22 protein-coding genes are annotated in these 15232 nt (G+C 61.1%); 14 read left to right on the top strand and 8 right to left on the bottom strand.

Annotated elements, in window-relative coordinates; all coding sequences use genetic code 11:
* Positions 1 to 9: 9 nt before the first annotated feature.
* Entirely contained in the window at positions 10 to 210 is a 201-nt protein-coding gene (locus FNJ84_RS22255) for a hypothetical protein (RefSeq protein ID WP_101754778.1), read from the bottom strand.
* Between the two features lie 137 nt (positions 211 to 347).
* On the opposite strand from FNJ84_RS22255, the gene FNJ84_RS19800 reads away from it, so the two are divergent.
* The 5 genes from FNJ84_RS19800 to repC all read left to right on the top strand — a co-directional run bounded on the left by FNJ84_RS19800 (position 348) and on the right by repC (position 3928).
* Positions 348 to 965, top strand: coding sequence for a LuxR family transcriptional regulator (locus FNJ84_RS19800; protein WP_143794911.1), 618 nt, complete (start codon positions 348 to 350; stop codon positions 963 to 965).
* Positions 946 to 1275, top strand: coding sequence for a hypothetical protein (locus tag FNJ84_RS19795; RefSeq protein WP_143794910.1), 330 nt, complete (start codon positions 946 to 948; stop codon positions 1273 to 1275). The genes FNJ84_RS19800 and FNJ84_RS19795 overlap by 20 nt, the downstream gene beginning before the upstream one ends.
* Positions 1276 to 1335: 60 nt before the next feature.
* Positions 1336 to 1671 (top strand): hypothetical protein, encoded by a 336-nt coding sequence (locus FNJ84_RS19790; RefSeq protein ID WP_143794909.1) that lies wholly within the window; start codon positions 1336 to 1338, stop codon positions 1669 to 1671.
* A gap of 37 nt (positions 1672 to 1708) precedes the next feature.
* A complete protein-coding gene (locus FNJ84_RS19785) occupies positions 1709 to 2362 on the top strand; it encodes a hypothetical protein (RefSeq protein WP_255471319.1) in 654 nt (217 codons plus the stop codon).
* A gap of 297 nt (positions 2363 to 2659) precedes the next feature.
* Positions 2660 to 3928, top strand: coding sequence for a replication initiation protein RepC (repC, locus tag FNJ84_RS19780; RefSeq protein WP_143794907.1), 1269 nt, complete (start codon positions 2660 to 2662; stop codon positions 3926 to 3928).
* Positions 3929 to 3933: 5 nt separating this feature from the next.
* On the opposite strand, the gene FNJ84_RS19775 is transcribed toward repC, so the two are convergent.
* Together FNJ84_RS19775 and FNJ84_RS19770 are read right to left on the bottom strand one after the other, a co-directional pair.
* Positions 3934 to 4173 carry a WGR domain-containing protein gene (locus FNJ84_RS19775; protein ID WP_143794906.1) on the bottom strand — a complete coding sequence of 80 codons (240 nt, stop codon included), beginning with the start codon at positions 4171 to 4173 and terminating at the stop codon, positions 3934 to 3936.
* A gap of 171 nt (positions 4174 to 4344) precedes the next feature.
* Entirely contained in the window at positions 4345 to 4638 is a 294-nt protein-coding gene (locus FNJ84_RS19770) for a hypothetical protein (RefSeq protein WP_143794905.1), read from the bottom strand.
* A gap of 72 nt (positions 4639 to 4710) precedes the next feature.
* On the opposite strand from FNJ84_RS19770, the gene FNJ84_RS19765 reads away from it, so the two are divergent.
* Positions 4711 to 5457: a hypothetical protein gene (locus FNJ84_RS19765; RefSeq protein ID WP_221932015.1), complete on the top strand. Its 747-nt coding sequence runs from the start codon at positions 4711 to 4713 to the stop codon at positions 5455 to 5457.
* 352 nt (positions 5458 to 5809) lie between these two features.
* On the opposite strand, the gene FNJ84_RS22610 is transcribed toward FNJ84_RS19765, so the two are convergent.
* Positions 5810 to 6007, bottom strand: coding sequence for an excalibur calcium-binding domain-containing protein (locus tag FNJ84_RS22610; RefSeq protein ID WP_363323869.1), 198 nt, complete (start codon positions 6005 to 6007; stop codon positions 5810 to 5812).
* 320 nt (positions 6008 to 6327) lie between these two features.
* Positions 6328 to 6969, bottom strand: coding sequence for a thermonuclease family protein (locus tag FNJ84_RS19755; protein ID WP_143794904.1), 642 nt, complete (start codon positions 6967 to 6969; stop codon positions 6328 to 6330).
* Between the two features lie 436 nt (positions 6970 to 7405).
* Between FNJ84_RS19755 and FNJ84_RS19750 the strand changes: the two genes are divergently transcribed.
* The 4 genes from FNJ84_RS19750 (at position 7406) to FNJ84_RS19735 (ending at position 9861) form a co-directional block, all read left to right on the top strand.
* The gene (locus tag FNJ84_RS19750; protein WP_143794903.1) at positions 7406 to 8032 is read left to right on the top strand and encodes a hypothetical protein; all 627 of its coding nucleotides are present in this window, start codon (positions 7406 to 7408) and stop codon (positions 8030 to 8032) included.
* A gap of 1 nt (position 8033) precedes the next feature.
* On the top strand, positions 8034 to 8630 hold the full coding sequence (locus FNJ84_RS19745; RefSeq protein ID WP_143794902.1) for a hypothetical protein: 597 nt from the start codon (positions 8034 to 8036) through the stop codon (positions 8628 to 8630).
* 65 nt (positions 8631 to 8695) lie between these two features.
* Entirely contained in the window at positions 8696 to 9010 is a 315-nt protein-coding gene (locus FNJ84_RS19740) for a hypothetical protein (protein ID WP_101754897.1), read from the top strand.
* A 59-nt stretch (positions 9011 to 9069) separates the two neighbouring features.
* Positions 9070 to 9861, top strand: a complete 792-nt coding sequence (locus FNJ84_RS19735) for an N-6 DNA methylase (protein WP_143794901.1) — start codon at positions 9070 to 9072, stop codon at positions 9859 to 9861.
* A gap of 463 nt (positions 9862 to 10324) precedes the next feature.
* Here FNJ84_RS19735 and FNJ84_RS19730 read toward each other — a convergent pair whose 3' ends face one another.
* Both FNJ84_RS19730 and FNJ84_RS19725 read right to left on the bottom strand, forming a co-directional pair.
* The gene (locus FNJ84_RS19730; RefSeq protein ID WP_221932013.1) at positions 10325 to 10750 is read right to left on the bottom strand and encodes a type II toxin-antitoxin system VapC family toxin; all 426 of its coding nucleotides are present in this window, start codon (positions 10748 to 10750) and stop codon (positions 10325 to 10327) included.
* Entirely contained in the window at positions 10750 to 10995 is a 246-nt protein-coding gene (locus FNJ84_RS19725) for a type II toxin-antitoxin system VapB family antitoxin (protein WP_101754895.1), read from the bottom strand. Before FNJ84_RS19725 ends, FNJ84_RS19730 begins: the two co-directional genes overlap by 1 nt.
* 90 nt (positions 10996 to 11085) lie before the next feature.
* On the opposite strand from FNJ84_RS19725, the gene FNJ84_RS19720 reads away from it, so the two are divergent.
* The 4 genes from FNJ84_RS19720 to FNJ84_RS19705 all read left to right on the top strand — a co-directional run bounded on the left by FNJ84_RS19720 (position 11086) and on the right by FNJ84_RS19705 (position 14253).
* A complete protein-coding gene (locus tag FNJ84_RS19720; RefSeq protein WP_143794900.1) occupies positions 11086 to 12315 on the top strand; it encodes a DUF1173 family protein in 1230 nt (409 codons plus the stop codon).
* 371 nt (positions 12316 to 12686) lie between these two features.
* A complete protein-coding gene (locus FNJ84_RS19715) occupies positions 12687 to 13343 on the top strand; it encodes a TetR/AcrR family transcriptional regulator (protein WP_114350712.1) in 657 nt (218 codons plus the stop codon).
* 69 nt (positions 13344 to 13412) lie between these two features.
* Entirely contained in the window at positions 13413 to 13949 is a 537-nt protein-coding gene (locus FNJ84_RS19710) for a GFA family protein (RefSeq protein WP_143794899.1), read from the top strand.
* Complete coding sequence (locus FNJ84_RS19705) at positions 13942 to 14253, top strand: hypothetical protein (RefSeq protein WP_114350710.1); 312 nt, start codon at positions 13942 to 13944, stop codon at positions 14251 to 14253. Before FNJ84_RS19710 ends, FNJ84_RS19705 begins: the two co-directional genes overlap by 8 nt.
* 284 nt (positions 14254 to 14537) lie before the next feature.
* Here the strand turns inward: FNJ84_RS19705 and FNJ84_RS19700 are convergent, their stop codons facing one another.
* A complete protein-coding gene (locus FNJ84_RS19700) occupies positions 14538 to 14873 on the bottom strand; it encodes a hypothetical protein (RefSeq protein WP_143794898.1) in 336 nt (111 codons plus the stop codon).
* Positions 14874 to 15232 lie beyond the last annotated feature (359 nt).

Genomic DNA, 15232 nt, shown 5'->3' with positions numbered 1-15232 from the left:
GACCAGGATTTAGTGCCTCAACTCATCTGGAAGTCGTGCCAGGCCCAGGAACTGCCGACCGGGGACGATAGGATTTGGCAACCAAAGCCCGCGATTCGTGACCTCCACGCGGAGGACACCGTCGACTGCATATTGGTCAAAATACTCGAGCATGGTCTCCACCATGTCTTTGGTGAACTCCGCTTCGGTCAGGATTCTTGTCAAGCTCATGGCGCCACCGATGTTTTCCTGCAGTTGATTGCCTTTCTAAACGACAACATCGTAGGTTGTCTCTAGCAGAACTGCAGAAATGACTTTTCAGTTAGTCCGATAAGACATACCGTTTGGGCATATTCCGGGAGATTGCGATGCTCCACGACCTTATTCCAAGCTTTGACGGTGAGGTTGCAAAGCTGAACGAGCTGGCACCGTCGGGCTGGATCATGGGCTTCAACTTGACCTACAGGGGTCCTGAGCACCTGCACAACGGCTATCCGGACGGCTGGCGAAAGATCTATGAAGAGCGCAACTATTTCTTTGGTGACCCGATCGCGGCCTGGACGATGCTCAACGAGGGCGCGATCCGTTGGTCGGAGGTGAAAATCCCCGACATGCGGGGGGTGATGCCTGAGGCGCGAAAGTTCGGCCTCAACTACGGAGTCGCGATCTCGCGAAAGGTGGCACGGAAACGGTCATTTCTGACGATCTCGCGCGCCGACCGGGAGTTCCGGGACGATGAAATCCTCACCACCCAAGCCAAGTTCTCGCTCTGGAACGACCTCGTCGTAAACCGGGCTTCGCTCACCGATGGCGAAATCGATGTGCTGCGGTGTTTTCGCGATGGTCTCGGGCAGGCCGAAACCGCAGAGACCCTCGGGATCTCGGAATCGACGGTCAAGCAGCGCGCGGTTAAGGCATGCGCCAAGCTCAATGCGAAGACACGGACGCAGGCTGTCGCGCTTGCAGTTGCCCGGAACTATCTCTGAACTGCCCGAATGGATTGTCCGAAAAGGCACTTGTCTGATTTTCGGCTTTAACAACCAGTTCGATTATGCCCTCTGGTATTTGCAACCAGAGGTTATGGTGATGACAGAGAAGCGCCTTTTCGCGAACCCTGTTCAACGGATCTCCACACCGACAGCCGAAGGCTGGCTCTATCTCTGGAACGATGGATCATTGCAGGTCATGTGGGACAAGGCGCCACCGCAATTGTCAGCAGCCAGCCCAGCACCGCCTCAGCAAGATTCAATATTGCAGATATGCAGCAATACTGCAATATTGAATCCAAGACGCTGAGAGGAAGCACTTCATGATCAACATCCAGATTCAGGAAAGTCGACCGAACGCCGCGATCCCGTGACGACGACCACCGTCGCGTGCCGCAGACATCTTTCGACGTTTGCCCTTGGCGCGATCTGCATCGTGCTGCCGGCAAGTTGTCTTGCGGTCGAAATCTGCATCCCGCCGGACCACCCGATCGTGCCTGAATCGGATGATCTTCTGGTCGAATACGCCGAGATCATCGAGGAGGAGTTCGAAATCTATTTCAAAGAGATAACGATGTATTTCGACTGCATGGACCGAAGCCGCCACGAGGCGTTCCTGCTCGCACAGCGCCGAACCGGTGCTTACCAGGATTTCCTGCACCGTCTGGAGGTCGCGAGAAGAACTTCAGGCCAACGAGAGGAATAGAAACATGGTTTCGAGGAGAGGATATGGTTTGGCCGCGGTGATCGCGGCAGGCCTATTGCCGGCGGTCGGGCCCAGCAAGGTGGACGCCTATCCGATCGATTGCGCCATTCTGCTGTGCCTGTCCGGAGGATGGCCCGGCTCAGTCGAATGCACTGCCGCCCGCGCAGAGTTTGTCCGTCGGATCACCCCCTGGCCGATTGAGCCACCCCTGCAGATCTGGCGTTGCCCGATGCGGGCGAGTTTTCGGACGCAATCACCGGTTGATCGCATCTGGTCGATTGCCGCAACAGCCCTTCCTGGTCAGAGCCAGATGCCGGAGGGCCGGCTTCCGTGGGACCTGGCGGTCGAGGTTGCCGGCAGCCCGGCCGCCGATGTCGACATTTCGGACCCGGCTTTCGATGTCGTTCGGTCGATCCGGGTCTACGACATCGACTGGTACGCCTTTGCCGGCACGACCAGCAACGGCGAACGCGATGTCTGCCACCGGCAGAAGGCCAGGACCCGGCTCGGGAGCTATGGTCAGCAAGGTGATTTCAGTTGGGCGGGGTTCAGCATCACCGCTGCGCCTGCCTGGCTCGACACCAACCTGCACCCCGATGGGCCCTGCATCGCGGCCGGCCGCTATCGCGGGGTCGGCGTCGAATGGACCGACACCTTCGGCACGCATGGCTTCGAGGTGGTTCGCTATTAGACACGGTGGCAGTCCCAAGCTGCAGGAGCTGCATCTCCTGCCGCGATGCTGCCGAAACCTTCACCGCACAGAAGAGACAAAACAGAGCGAGAGCATCAACCAGAGCCCGAAAAATGAAACCCCCGCGCGGGGAACCCGGCGGGGGGGATCACAGAAACAGGTGTGCAAACCTGGGTAGCCCGTATCAACAGGATTATTTGTAATCCCTCCCGACACGCAGATCAAGCAAAACGCGCCTGCGCGACCAGAGAAGATCTGCCCGGTCCTCCTGCGCCTGATCCTGACGGGAGCAGCAAGATGATCATCAGCGACGCAAACACCGCCACATCCAGAGTGTCACGGCCGGTGTTGCCGGACGGCCTGAGCTTCAACCACTTGGTCGAATTGATCGAGCGCCATGCCTGCATTGCCTTTGGCATTGGCTTTGCCCGGCGTGAGGCTCTTCTGCGAATGATGCGCTCGACCGCCGTCAAGGACTGGACCGATCCCGGGCGGGATCCCGTGTGCTTTCGCGCCCAACAGGATCTGGCCGCCGAACTCGGCATCACCGACCGCGCGCTGCGCGCCCATGAGCGCCAGCTGGAAGCCATCGGCCTCCTGAAAATCGATACCGCGGCCGATGGCCACCGGTCCGGCGTTGAGCTCGCGGGCGGCCGCCGTCTCGGGCTCAACCTTGCCCCGCTCATCGGCCGGATCGCTGAGCTGATGGACATCGATGCCCTGCGGCGGGCGGAAGGGCGCCGGTTCCAGTCCCTGCGCCTCGAATGTTCGGCCCTGAAGCGCGATCTGCGGCGCAGGATCGAGGAGATGCTCGAAACGGACCCGAAGCATCCGGCATTGACCGAGGCGCTCAGATCCTATGCCGGCTGGCCACGGCGCTACGCGTCGTTTCGGACGATCGCCGGCCTTGAGGCCCATCTGCAGGAGATCCAGCGCGTCTGCGACAGGCTCTCCGAAGCGCGGGCATGTCGCGCAGAATCTTCCGGCGTGGCGGAAGCCGGGGTTCCGGCGATACAAAAGACAATCCTAAAGATATCTGTCTCTTCTGGCGGCTCCAGTGCCAGACGGCTGCCCGAGGCACGGCCGAGAACCATGAGCGGCCTTGCGGAAAACGCGCCGGCGGCAAAAAGCCGCACCGGCAGACGGGCGCCGCCTCCAGAAACCCGCTGCAGGCCTGCTGCGCCTGAAACCTTCAGCGCCGATCAGCTCTACCGGATGGCCTCCGATGACATGCGGTTCTGCCTCGATATCGCTCACCGAGGGGATGGCGTGCTGACCGAGCGGGCGTTCATCAGGGCGGCGCTCGCGATCCTGCCCGATCTCGGCATTCATCCCTCTGCCTGGGAGGAGGCGGCAGAAACCATGGGCAATCTCGCCGCCGCCCTGGTCGTGCTGATCGTCGATGCCAATCGCTTCCGCGCCGTCAATCCGGTGCGAAAGCCCGGCGCCATGCTGCGGGTCCTGACGCGCAGCGCGCAGCGTGGGCAACTGAACCTGCAGGGCAGTCTCACGGCGCTCAGGCGATGGAAGCTCGATCGGGACGGAGGTCCGACGGTAGTGGCTTGAGACCGTTACTCGCCACCGGTCTGGTAGCCCCGGGCGCACTTCCGCCTGATCCAGCCATCGCAGGCAGCGCGGGCGGCCCCGGCTTCGGAATACCAGTCGCCCCGGCCCTGGCCCTCGGTCCCGATCCGGCCCCATTGGCGCAGCAGAACCGCTCCGCCAAAGAGATCAGGGGCGATCTCCAGCCGGTAGAACCGTGCCATGTTGCACAGCGGATCACAGCGGGTCAGATGGACGGGCTCATGCATGGCGGCAGATTGCCTGCGGTACCGACGCCGCGTCCAATGACTTTCCTGAATCGGTGCCGCAGGATGGATTCGGCCGGCTGATGATTGGGCACGGCACCACTCGCATTACGCGACCCGCCTCGATCAGCGGGTCTCGTCCGACGATACGGGCACAGAAGGCCACAGTGAGGGTCACTTGTTCCCGTCGATCCATTTAGACATCAGCCCCTTGTCGCGGAAGCAATCGTCAGGAACGGCGCGTTGCTTGATCCGGGCAAGGCGCTCGGCGAAGGCAACCTGCTTCGAGGAGGGCCGATTGTCCCGGGGGACAGGCTTCCGCCCGGCCTGGGCCTCGATCCATGCGCTGATGGTCCGGCGGTCTTGCTGGACCTCCCAGGGCAGGAGGGTCTGGTTCCGCAGCGCCAGGGAGCGTGCATAGGCAATCTGCCGGGGCGTGGTGGGCAGGGCGAAGCTTGTGGTCTCCACGACGATACTCCCTGATTGGCTTGCTATCGAGCATAGAACATAACAGGAACATAATCAATCTGCCGGGCGGGATTGCGCGAGATTCTGGCATTGCGGTTCTGGCAGGTGCGCGCCTATCAATTGGTGATCCGTCGTCGCCCGGCGACGGGTTTCACCGAACTGTTCGGGGCCGCCATGAAGACGAGTACCAAGGGAGCATTGGAGAAGGTCGCTCAGGCCGTGCTGCGAAGGCATGCATGCCCGGTGCCGTTTCACGAGGTGCGCACGCGATTTCTCGGCAGTATCGCGACGCCGGTGATGTCGGTTTCACCCTTGCCGGTCATCAAGGGATTGTGGGGCGGTGCGTTCCCCAGCTTCGAGAGCATGGACGAGCTCAACGAACTCCTTGACGTTCTGGTGCAGGGCTTGTGGAACGACCTGACCCGACATCAGAAGCGCAGCCTGCCGTTTCGGCTCACCCGGCTGCCACCGGACGCCACTGCCGCAAATCTGGCCCAGTTTGCCCGCGTGCGCCGTGAGGAGCTGGATGGGTTTGTCGAGGGGATCTTCAACGGGCAGGATGCCATCGATCTGCCCGAGCGGGCCCATGAGGCTGTCGGGCATCTGGGCGAACTGCGCGCGATGATGGCTGGCATCTCAAACCTTGTGGCACGTGATCCCTCAGCCGGTGACCGCAACGAACTCGAGGCGACATTCAGACATATGCGCGACCTGACCCGGATCATGGAAACCGAGATCCATGAGGCGGTCTTGTCCTGCAGCAGGGCCCGCCGGCAGATGCGCGAGGCGAGACCAATCACCCGGCCGACAATCCACTGATCTCCGGACGGCCAAGGCTGACGCTGCGCGAACCTGACAGGATTTCCACCGGGCTGACGTCGTGACTTGTGAGCTGGAATCACGCGCCGAGAAATTCTGCGCGATCACACGGGGTGAGTCGTCAAGCGCAACGTTGTCCGCGCGGATCATCCACATCACCCGCATCGTCGCCCCTGCGTTCGGCTCTGTCACATTGGGGTCAAGCAGTCGATATCTGGTTAGTCGGGTTCCGCCCAGCTGGGCCGCGCCACGCAACCGACGTCACCGGCCGACGCAACGACAATGCGGGCGCGTCTCGGTTCGGCCTATATGTGCCATATCCGGTGTTCTTTTGGCGGGGCTGATCGCTTAGCTAGCGCCGATAATTCGACACGCTTGAGCTGAGGGACCTCCCCCAGTCACAGGCGTTGCCATCGCCATCGCCATCCAGCCTATGTGGATCTCTCGTCGGGCCGCCTTCGGCGATGAAGAAGCGCTGTGCGGCTGCACCTGACGAAAAATCAGAGCAATCTTTGTCGTTGCTCGGCGATGCTCCTGAACCAGCAGCCATATTATCAACCATGCGACTATAGGTTGTCCTGCCAACGGTCCCAGCTGTACGGCGTCCTATATATTCCGTGCCGTCGGGCGATCGTGTTTGCCCCCTGACAGCCAGCTCCGACTCGATCAGCATAATTTCCTTCGTGTCACTCGCGCGCGATAATTCCCCCCAAAGTGTCGGGGTGGACAGATACTGGTAACCGACTGGCGCAGGGGCGGGGGCGCATGCGCCCAATACAACAAGGCTCGCTGCAAGCAGGCTGGAACTTATACTGGGTCTCGTCATCTGCTCGTCCTCTATGCTTTGAAAGACAATTTCAAAAACAATGTTCACCGCCAGACCGGAGCTCGCCAGCCCGCTGCGATCGCCTCATTCTCGGAGCAGAACCAGCGTTCGCCCTTTGAGACATTGATCCGGGTCTTTCCATACCACGGCGACCATGGCGCGTGGTAAATCTTGCCACCGTCCGAAATATTGCCCTTGATCGGGCAACCCTCCGGTGCGATCTGTGCCGCCTCGGCCCATTTCCGGTCCCGGAAATCCCAAGGTGTCTCGTAATCGCCCTGCCAGATCCCGACTGCCGCCGTCCTGGCAGTTTCCTCTGCGCCGACATAATCATCTGAATAGCGTGTGAACGCACGGGCCAGGCCCGCCGCGATCATGGCGTCACCCAGATCCTGACCATTGACATCACAGCGGGCAATCGTGCGCCCGTATTTGTCCTGGTCCAATGCCTCGCAACTGACCTTGCCTATCGAAATCAACGCGCCAAGGTGATCCAGCGCGTCCTGGCCGCAATCCCAATCGCCACAGCGCTGCCCAAATTCTGGGGAGTCGATTCCATTGATTCTGATGCGCAGCCCGTCAAGGTCTAAGGTATCACCATCCACCACACGCGTTTGCGCGAGGGCGGCTATTGAAGCGGTGACGGTGAAGATTACGGCAAGGACGAAATGACGGGTCGGTTTCATAGGGCCATAGTCCGTAAGTTTTGATTGCGGGACAAGCTTTTACGTTCGGCCAACAAGATCGAAGGAGGCCCGCATATCGCGGGCCACGCCGGCCGGGGGATTCGGGAACAGCCGAACGCCCCGGCTTTTTCTTTGGCCACGTTCCGCGGCCGTCATGGGAACCGCCGGTTCCCCCGTTCAAGGGCGCGTCCGCTTGGCGGGGCAAGGGGTGTCCCCAGCCTTCCTTCGCGCTGCGCGCTCCGTGCAGGCCGGGTGAGTCCCCTCCCCTCGCCCCTGCGGTCGACCCTTGATCGGGTCCCCCTCCTGCCCTCGCCGGGAGGCAGGGTTTCAGGAGAGGCGCGCGGTTCCCGCGTCCTCGCCAGAAACCCCGCCCGATGATGGGCAACCCGACCACGCCAAAGACCGAGGCGGGACCGTCGCAAAAAGGATATTGACCATGTTCCACAATTTTGATGGCCTGACGCGCAATGAAGGCCGTTGGCTCAATCTCTGGGCCGCGTTCGATGTCACCGGGGACTATCTCGGTACCTTCACGCTGGACGATTTGCGCGCGAAAGCAGCCGATGCTGGCAAATGGGTCAGCGCCGTTCAGTATCGCCGGGCTGGCCAGCAGATTGACCAAGCCGCGCTGGCGCAGACTTTCAACGGGTTGCCGCGTGACACGACCATCTTCGCCTTCTCTGGCTTTCGCGTGTCGCCTGTTCGCGACATGGGCGGCAGCATCGAGGTTTGCGATCCCGGCGAGCATGAGTTCTGGTCGGTCTATGGGTTTCACCAGGACGCAGAGGAATGGCAGATTGTCCATGATGCCCCTTGGGGCGAGATCGGCGAAACACTCGCCCGGATCGTGGAACTGACCGGCGAGCTGATCGAATACCGCGACCTCAGCCATGCCTACGCCAATACCCGCCTGCCGGATCTGGTCGACTTGCTGGCACAACGCATTCTGGATGAAATCCCCGACCAAGACGACGCCGACGCTCGCATGGATGATGCTGACGCGCATCCGCTGGAAGAACTGCGCGACCTGATCCTGTTCGCACTCGACACGCGGAGGGGCTGATATGGGCTGGCTCATCTATCCCGACACCCCCGCCTGCATCCGCGATGAAATCGCCCGGCTCTGCACCTGGAACAGTGAGAAAGGACGGGGGTTTCCCGTCCTGATCAGCCGCAAGGGATCGGTCTGGTATGCGGCGGTTCGCGCTGAACCTGCCGCCGGTCGGCTGGACACCGGGCGCGACCCTACCGGACATTTCGAGACCGATGCCACTGGCGGCTATACCTTCGCCGCGGTGTTCCTGACCACGACCAGCAAGGGCGAGTGGGGTTACAAGGACATGGACGAAACCAGCGGTCCCAATCAGGCCGAGGCCCCCGCGAAGCTGCTGGACCTGCTGTCACCGACCAGCGCCGAATACGCGCTCGCTTGGCGGCAACGCTGTCGCGACCATGCCGCCCGCACTAACCGCCGCCTGAAACCCGGTGACGTGATCCGTCTGACGATACCGTTGCGGTTTTCGGATGGCGCTGAGTTGCAGACCTTCCGCGTCGCAAAGGAAAAATGGGGGCGCAGCAACCGCACGGTGTTCATCAGCACCGAAACCGGCGGGCGCTATTCCATCAGCAACATCATGTCCCGCGACTGGACCCGCATCTGACCCGACAGCGCCGCGCCGGATGGCGCGGCGGCAACCGCATCCTCTGACATTCAAGGATCAGTTCCATGACCCATGCACAACAGATGATCACGATCCCGAACAGCCTCTATGGCGACCAGACCGTGACCGCCTATTGCCGGTCGGGGCTTGGCGTTTTCAAGCAGCACAAACGCTGGCAGGTCGTTCATGTCGCATCAGGCATGTGCATCGGCGGCGGACGGGGCGGCGATCGCCGCACCCGGAGAGGCGCTTTCGCGATCATGGACGCCCTTCTGCAAACGCCGGTCGACTGGTCGAAGCCCTATGACCAGATCAGCAATGATGTGGCCGCCAACAGGACCGCGATCATGCTGGCCCTGAGCCAAGCGCGCAACCAGTGATGCCCGCGCGCTGCGCCTGACGGCGCGGCACCCTACCCCATTCCCACAAGGATTTTGACATGGCCCATCCCGCCGTGACCGCATTCCTGCGCGCCCTCGACCAGTTCGACCGCTCGAAAACCCGCACCGAGATCTTCCGCCTGTTCTGCGAAATGGCCTATTGCGCCCTTGCCAAGCGCGCCTCACCTTTCGCCGATCAGCGGGACCGGCTGGAAGCGGACTATATGGCCTGCGTCGGCAGGTTCCCGAACAAGGACGATGTGCGGCGCATGCCTGAAATGATGGCCCTCTCCATCGAGGCCATTGCAGGCGGCGGCATCGACTTCATCGGCCAGGTCGCGGCCGAGATCGGTGCGCTTGATGCGGGCCTCGGGCAGTTTTTCACGCCCTATGAAGTCAGCCGGCTGATGGCCGAAAAGAGCCTGGGCGATGCAGCGGCACAGATCGAGGCGCAGGGCTTTATCGCCGTGTCCGAACCCGCAGCCGGTGCCGGCTGCATGGTTCTGGCGCTCGCTGATGCGCTGGAAAGCCAGGGCTTTGACCCGGCGCGGCATATCTGGGCGGAAGCAGTCGAGTTGTCCCGCAGCACCTTCCATATGGCTTATATCCAGATCAGCACACGCGGCATCGCCGGTCGCGTCATAAACGGCAGCCTTTCGCTGGAAGTCTTCGAGCGGGCGTATACTGCGGCTGCGCCGGTGTTCTTCGGTCTGCATGGCGATCCCTTCGCGAAGCAGAAGGACGCCGCCCGCCGTGCGGCTGAGGCCGAGAAAGAGGCCCGTTCCCGGACGCGCGAGCTACTGCGCAGCACCGCGCCGGTCCAGGCCCGCGCTGTCTGGCAATGTGATTGACGCAGGCCATTGCGTTGCCTATTCTGACCGAGAACGAAAGGGGATCAAAGATCCCGGTTTTCAGGGTTTCCTTCTGCGACGAAGGTTCACTTGGGCCGCCCTCGGGCGGTCCTTTTCTTTGACGCACATCGTATAAGCCGCTGATGCGTTGATCGTCAGCACAGGTCATTATCATCAGCTTCATTAACTTCGAGTCTGCAGGCCGATGGGTCCGGGCTGGAAAGGCATAGCGCCAGTGCCCTCGTTTTGTCTGCCCATGGCCCACCGTCGTTACCAACACGAGGGCTATAGTGATGCTGTGACAAAGCCACGCATGCGTTGATCTGCGCGACAAGCTGCTCTCTTTCATTCGTCTCGGATGAACTTTGTATCTGTCCGCAGAGCGCGGCCCCCGAAACCCCAAGCGCAAACAGGGAGATGATCACTGGAGCGGTATTAGTCATAGGCAACCCCATCTATCTTACTACGCCAAATCCGTTTCGCTGAAATCCCGCCCCTTGTAGAGCAGCGGAATCCCTTCGGCCTTGGCGCAGGCATAGGACAGCGCATCGCCCATGTTCAGCTGCGCCGGATGCCCGACTTGCTTGCCATAGATCGCCAGGGCCGCGATCGCAGCCTTGCCGATCTCGCTGGTGATCGGCATTTCTTGCGCTTCCAGGGCTTCCAGCAGCTGATCGACCAGCCCCGTCGCATCGGCATTGTCGGCGCCGGTTGCTGGTCCCTTGCCGCGCGTCTCGATCCGCGCGCGCACCAGCGCCAGAACCGCCTCCATCCGCACCACGGGCGAGAACCGCAGCTTGCCGCGTGCGGCCTCCATCGCCTTCAGAAGCGCGGTGCCGTCAGATTCCTTCAGCAGCACCGCGACCAGCGCGCTGGCATCGAGAAACATCAGCCCTCGCCCCACATCTCATCCATGAATGCCTTGTCGGAGCTTTTAGGGGCGACAAATCCGCCGTCAGCCGCCTGCCGCTGAATCTTCGCAACCCGGTCCGCAAGGCTTTCCTTCGCCGCCAGCGCCTCGATCTGCGCCGCCAGGGCGCGGCGCACGGCCTCGCTCTTGTTGCTCTGTCCGGTCATGGCACAGTATTTCTCGACCAATGCGTCGATCTCGTCGCCCCTGATCAGGATTGCCATGTGTATATCCTCTGTTGTATGATCTATATATACACATCAAGATAGATTTCTGCAATTCCCGAGGTCAGTGATTTTAGACAGGTGATCTTTATGCGTTCAGCCGATGTTGCCGTCCCCGCCAGCCGCTATCAGCTTGGCACTGATACCTTCGATGCCGCATCCCCGAACTGGCAAAGCATCCTCGCTGCGGCGCATCAGTCGAAGGCTCGGCCCGCCTGCCTTTGTTCACCAGCTTCCCCGCTCATGTATGTCACCAAAATTCAGGGCGAGTATTATCTGAAGCGGATGCCGGGCACCGGCCATGCGCATGATCCCTCCTGCGACAGTTTTGCCATGCCGCCGGAACTGTCAGGTCTCGGCCAGGTCGAGGGCAAGGCCATCACCACCGATGACAGCGGCGACACCACCCTAAAGCTGGATTTTCCCCTGTCAGTCCGTGGCCGGCGCGGCGTTGCCCCGGATGCCGGCGATCACGAACCCACCGTGGCCGAGGCAAGCCCGAACAAGCTGGGCCTTCTTGGCTTGCTGCACTTCCTCTGGGATGCGGCCGGCCTGACCATGTGGCGCCCTGCCTATGCGCGCCGATCCTGGTGGATCGTTCATCGCGAGCTGACCGCCGCCGCCGAGCGGGCAAACGCGAAATCCATACCGCTGTCCTCGGTGCTCTTGGTCCCGCCCATGTTTTCCGCCGACAAGAAGGATGAGTTGGCCGCTGCAAGGCGGCGCTTCCTGCATCATCTTCAGCCGGTCAAGGGCAAGCCCATGCCCCTGGGCGTGATTGTGGCCGAGCTGAAGGACATGGAACCGTCGCAATATGGGCGGAAAATCCGGTTCAAGCACCTGCCCGACATGGCCTTCTTCATGGACGAGGATCTGTGTGCGCGTTTCGACAAGATCGCCGGCGAAAAGATCCGCGACGTGGAAGCTGTCGAGGGTGCCCATCTGATCGTCATCGCCACCTTCAACATGCATGGCAACTATGCCGAGATCCGGCAGATCGCCGTCATGCCCGTCACCGCGCAATGGATACCCTTCGATCATGATCGAGAACTGCGCCTGATCGAGGCGATGCGTGATCGCCATTTCTCCAAGAGCCTGCGCTACAACTTGCGGGCAGATGCGCCGATCGCCAACGCCGTGATGCTCGATACCTCGCCCCCCACCGCGCTCTATTGTTCGTCGCAATCACTCGAACCCGAACTCGAACGCGAACTGGTCGAGATCGCCAGAGAAGGCGTCTATCCAGCCTGGATCTGGCCAGCACAGGATGACGACATGCCCGCGTTGCCGGCTTCTGGAGCACCGAAGACATCTGGATAGCGTGATGAAAACGATCTCGCTGCTGTCGAAGGGCACCCTTGAGCCCTAACGACTTGCTGCGCCTGCGCAGCATTTCTGCGGCGCCGCGATAAGTCGGCGGACAGATCGGCCCAAAACTGTCAGTCGGTCTTTGATTGGCGCTGCGGTGCAGCTTCCCTAGACCGGACGTTCGTGCCTAGCGCAGCGAGATCGCGCAGGCGAAGTCTGCTTTGCGGACCTTGCTGCCTTTCGCCGCGATACTTGCATAGTCTGCTTTCGGCCGAAGCCTGATATCAAGGTTCAAGTGCGCAAGCGGCGATTTTTGGCGTCGCCGCAGTACGCACATTTATGGGTTTATTGACTACATACCAACCGTATGGTATGTTTCGGATATGCCAAGACCAACCAAGCAATCCCCCGAGCGCGGTGATGCGCGTACACGCCTTCTGGAAGGCGCGCGCGACGTGATCCGCCGCAAGGGGTTCGCCGCAACCTCAGTCGATGATCTCTGCCAGTCGGCCGGTGTCACGAAGGGTGCGTTCTTCTATCACTTCAATACCAAGGACGCGCTTGGCGTGGCGGTAGCGAATTTCTGGGCCGAGACAACCAGCGCACTCTTTGCCAGCGCGCCCTATCATGAGCCGGACGATCCGCTGGACCGGGTTCTGGCCTATCTCGATTTCCGCAAAGGCCTCATCGACGGTGAGACGTTTGAATACACCTGCCTCGTCGGCACCATGACGCAGGAGGTGCATGATAGCGCGCCCGCGATCCGGGATGCCTGCGCCGCCAGCATCTTCGGCCATGCCGCCACGCTGGAGACCGACATCGAAGCGGCGCGCAAGCAGCATAATATCGACGCTGACTGGACTGCCGAGAGCCTTGCCCGCCACACGCAGGCGGTTCTTCAGGGTGGATTCATCCTCGCCAAGGCCACCGGAGACCCTGACCTCGCCCGTGAAAGTGTTGATCACCTCATCCGCTATGTGCGCGGCCTGTTCGGAGTGGGGCCAAATACATCTGAAACCAACTACGAGAAATCATCATGACCGACCAGCAAATCACCCCGGAAAAGATCGTTGCCGCCTTCGAATTAACTGCCGCGAAGGAGCCAGCGCATGGGTAAGGCAACACAGATCGGATGTGCCTGTGGCCAGACCTGCCTTGAAGTCGAGGGGAGGCCCATCGCAAGCGTCGAATGCTGCTGCAACTCCTGCCGCGAGGCGGCGGGAAAGATGCAGGGCCTTGAGGGCGCACCCCGGACCTTGACCGATCACGGCACGACGCCCTTCGTCATGTATCGCAAGGATCGCGTGCGTTTTCTTGTGGGGGCCGCCAACTTGGCCGGGTTCCGCCTGTCGCCCGAGGCCCCCAGCACGCGGGTGATCGCCACCTGCTGCAACACGCCTGTCTATCTGGAGTTCAAAGGCGGACACTGGCTGAGTCTCTACAGTGGACTTTGGCCATCCGGCACAAAGCCTGAGCCCACGATGCGCACGATGGCCTCCGATCTCCCGGAAGGTGCCACGCTGCCAGACGACATTCCCAACGCCAAGAAGCAGAGCCTCGGCTTCTTCGCAAAGCTCTTCGGGGCCTGGGTCGCAATGGGGTTCCGTAACCCGAAAACGCCAAACCCGGGAGAGATCAATGTCTGACGCCGACGAGAAAATCGAGATCGAGAGCATCACGTCACCGCATCACGTTCAACGAGTGAATAAGGCGAAGTTCATCGCCATGCGCGATGCTTTGCTTCCGGTGCTGCCGTCCGAGGCGCCCGGTATGTCCGTCGCAGAGGCTAAGGCCGCGCTGTTGCCGAACCTGTCACAGGAATTGTTTCCGGGCGGCGAGAAGGCCGGGTGGTGGCTGAAGGCGGTGCAGCTCGACCTCGAAGCGAAAGGCGTGATCGAGCGCAGCGGCAAGGGAGCGGTCCGGCTCTTCAGGACAGGGAAATCGACATAACACGATTGGTCAATGTACCCGATCGATAGAGATGGCGGCGGTACCATAGCTGACATTGACGCAACGCGCAGCATTCGTAAAGGAGGGCTCTTAACGTCGATTTGCCGGCGTTGGTGCCGGCAACGGTCCTGGGCGGCCCCTGACCAGCGCACTCGGCCCAAAACTGCCAGTAGGTCTTTGATTGGCGCTGCGGTGCAGCTTCCCTAGACCGGACGTTCGTGCCTAGCGCAGCGAGATCGCGCAGGCGAAGTCTGCTCTGCGGGACGGAGCGGACGCTGCGGGGATCAAAGATTGGCAATTCCCTGAAATACGAGCCACATCCACACCGTTGACGCTAGAACCATAAAGCGCAGCCACCCGAACACCTTTTCACCGCGTCGCTTCTTAAGAAGATGGATCGGCCATGCAATGGTGCAGCATATCGTCGGCGCCGAGACTACCCCGAGAAAGAGCACTGCTTTTGCCAGAGCGGATAGGTAGTCGGGATGAGACCCAACTGCATAAGGCGGAGGAGTTAGCAAATCCGCAAACAGAGTCAGCAGCAAGACGATACTGACCGCCAGCGCGACCGTTGCGACAACGCCCAAGTATGTACCAACTCGTGACTGAATATCCGGCACGTCTTTCTCCTTCGAGACGACCCTAGCGCAGCGCGTGACCGTCCGAAAAGGGCTCTTAACGTCGATTTGCCGGCGTTGGTGCCGGCAACGGTCCTGGGCGGCCCCTGACCAGCGCACTCGGCCCAAAACTGCCAGTCGGTCTTTGATTGGCGCTGCGGTGCAGCTTCCCTAGACCGGACGTTCGTGCCTAGCGCAGCGAGATCGCGCAGGCGAAGTCTGCTTTGCGGGATATTTTGTTGAAAAACTCTCCTTGATTGGTGGGCTGGTCGCTGATTCAATTCCGTTGTCAGGCGGGAGGATCGGCAATGATGGGTCCACGGCAGGAAGCACAAGCGGCACTGTTCTACGCGTTTTCGCTT

This window comes from Paracoccus sp. M683, from assembly GCF_007096355.1.
In the GTDB taxonomy this organism is placed as follows: domain Bacteria; phylum Pseudomonadota; class Alphaproteobacteria; order Rhodobacterales; family Rhodobacteraceae; genus Paracoccus.
Note: the sequence above shows the minus strand (reverse complement) of the source record. Positions and strands in the feature narration are given on the sequence as shown.

Coding starts and splice junctions, on each gene's coding strand:
- FNJ84_RS19710 (WP_143794899.1), top strand. CDS start 13,413: ATGGGTAAGGCAACACAGATCGGATGTGCCTGTGGCCAGACCTGCCTT.
- FNJ84_RS19800 (WP_143794911.1), top strand. CDS start 348: ATGCTCCACGACCTTATTCCAAGCTTTGACGGTGAGGTTGCAAAGCTG.
- FNJ84_RS22610 (WP_363323869.1), bottom strand. CDS start 6,007: ATGGCTGCTGGTTCAGGAGCATCGCCGAGCAACGACAAAGATTGCTCT.
- FNJ84_RS19745 (WP_143794902.1), top strand. CDS start 8,034: ATGGGCTGGCTCATCTATCCCGACACCCCCGCCTGCATCCGCGATGAA.
- FNJ84_RS19715 (WP_114350712.1), top strand. CDS start 12,687: ATGCCAAGACCAACCAAGCAATCCCCCGAGCGCGGTGATGCGCGTACA.
- FNJ84_RS19740 (WP_101754897.1), top strand. CDS start 8,696: ATGACCCATGCACAACAGATGATCACGATCCCGAACAGCCTCTATGGC.
- FNJ84_RS19775 (WP_143794906.1), bottom strand. CDS start 4,173: ATGCATGAGCCCGTCCATCTGACCCGCTGTGATCCGCTGTGCAACATG.
- FNJ84_RS22255 (WP_101754778.1), bottom strand. CDS start 210: ATGAGCTTGACAAGAATCCTGACCGAAGCGGAGTTCACCAAAGACATG.
- FNJ84_RS19720 (WP_143794900.1), top strand. CDS start 11,086: ATGCGTTCAGCCGATGTTGCCGTCCCCGCCAGCCGCTATCAGCTTGGC.
- repC (WP_143794907.1), top strand. CDS start 2,660: ATGATCATCAGCGACGCAAACACCGCCACATCCAGAGTGTCACGGCCG.
- FNJ84_RS19725 (WP_101754895.1), bottom strand. CDS start 10,995: ATGGCAATCCTGATCAGGGGCGACGAGATCGACGCATTGGTCGAGAAA.
- FNJ84_RS19755 (WP_143794904.1), bottom strand. CDS start 6,969: ATGAAACCGACCCGTCATTTCGTCCTTGCCGTAATCTTCACCGTCACC.
- FNJ84_RS19750 (WP_143794903.1), top strand. CDS start 7,406: ATGTTCCACAATTTTGATGGCCTGACGCGCAATGAAGGCCGTTGGCTC.
- FNJ84_RS19735 (WP_143794901.1), top strand. CDS start 9,070: ATGGCCCATCCCGCCGTGACCGCATTCCTGCGCGCCCTCGACCAGTTC.
- FNJ84_RS19730 (WP_221932013.1), bottom strand. CDS start 10,750: ATGTTTCTCGATGCCAGCGCGCTGGTCGCGGTGCTGCTGAAGGAATCT.
- FNJ84_RS19705 (WP_114350710.1), top strand. CDS start 13,942: ATGTCTGACGCCGACGAGAAAATCGAGATCGAGAGCATCACGTCACCG.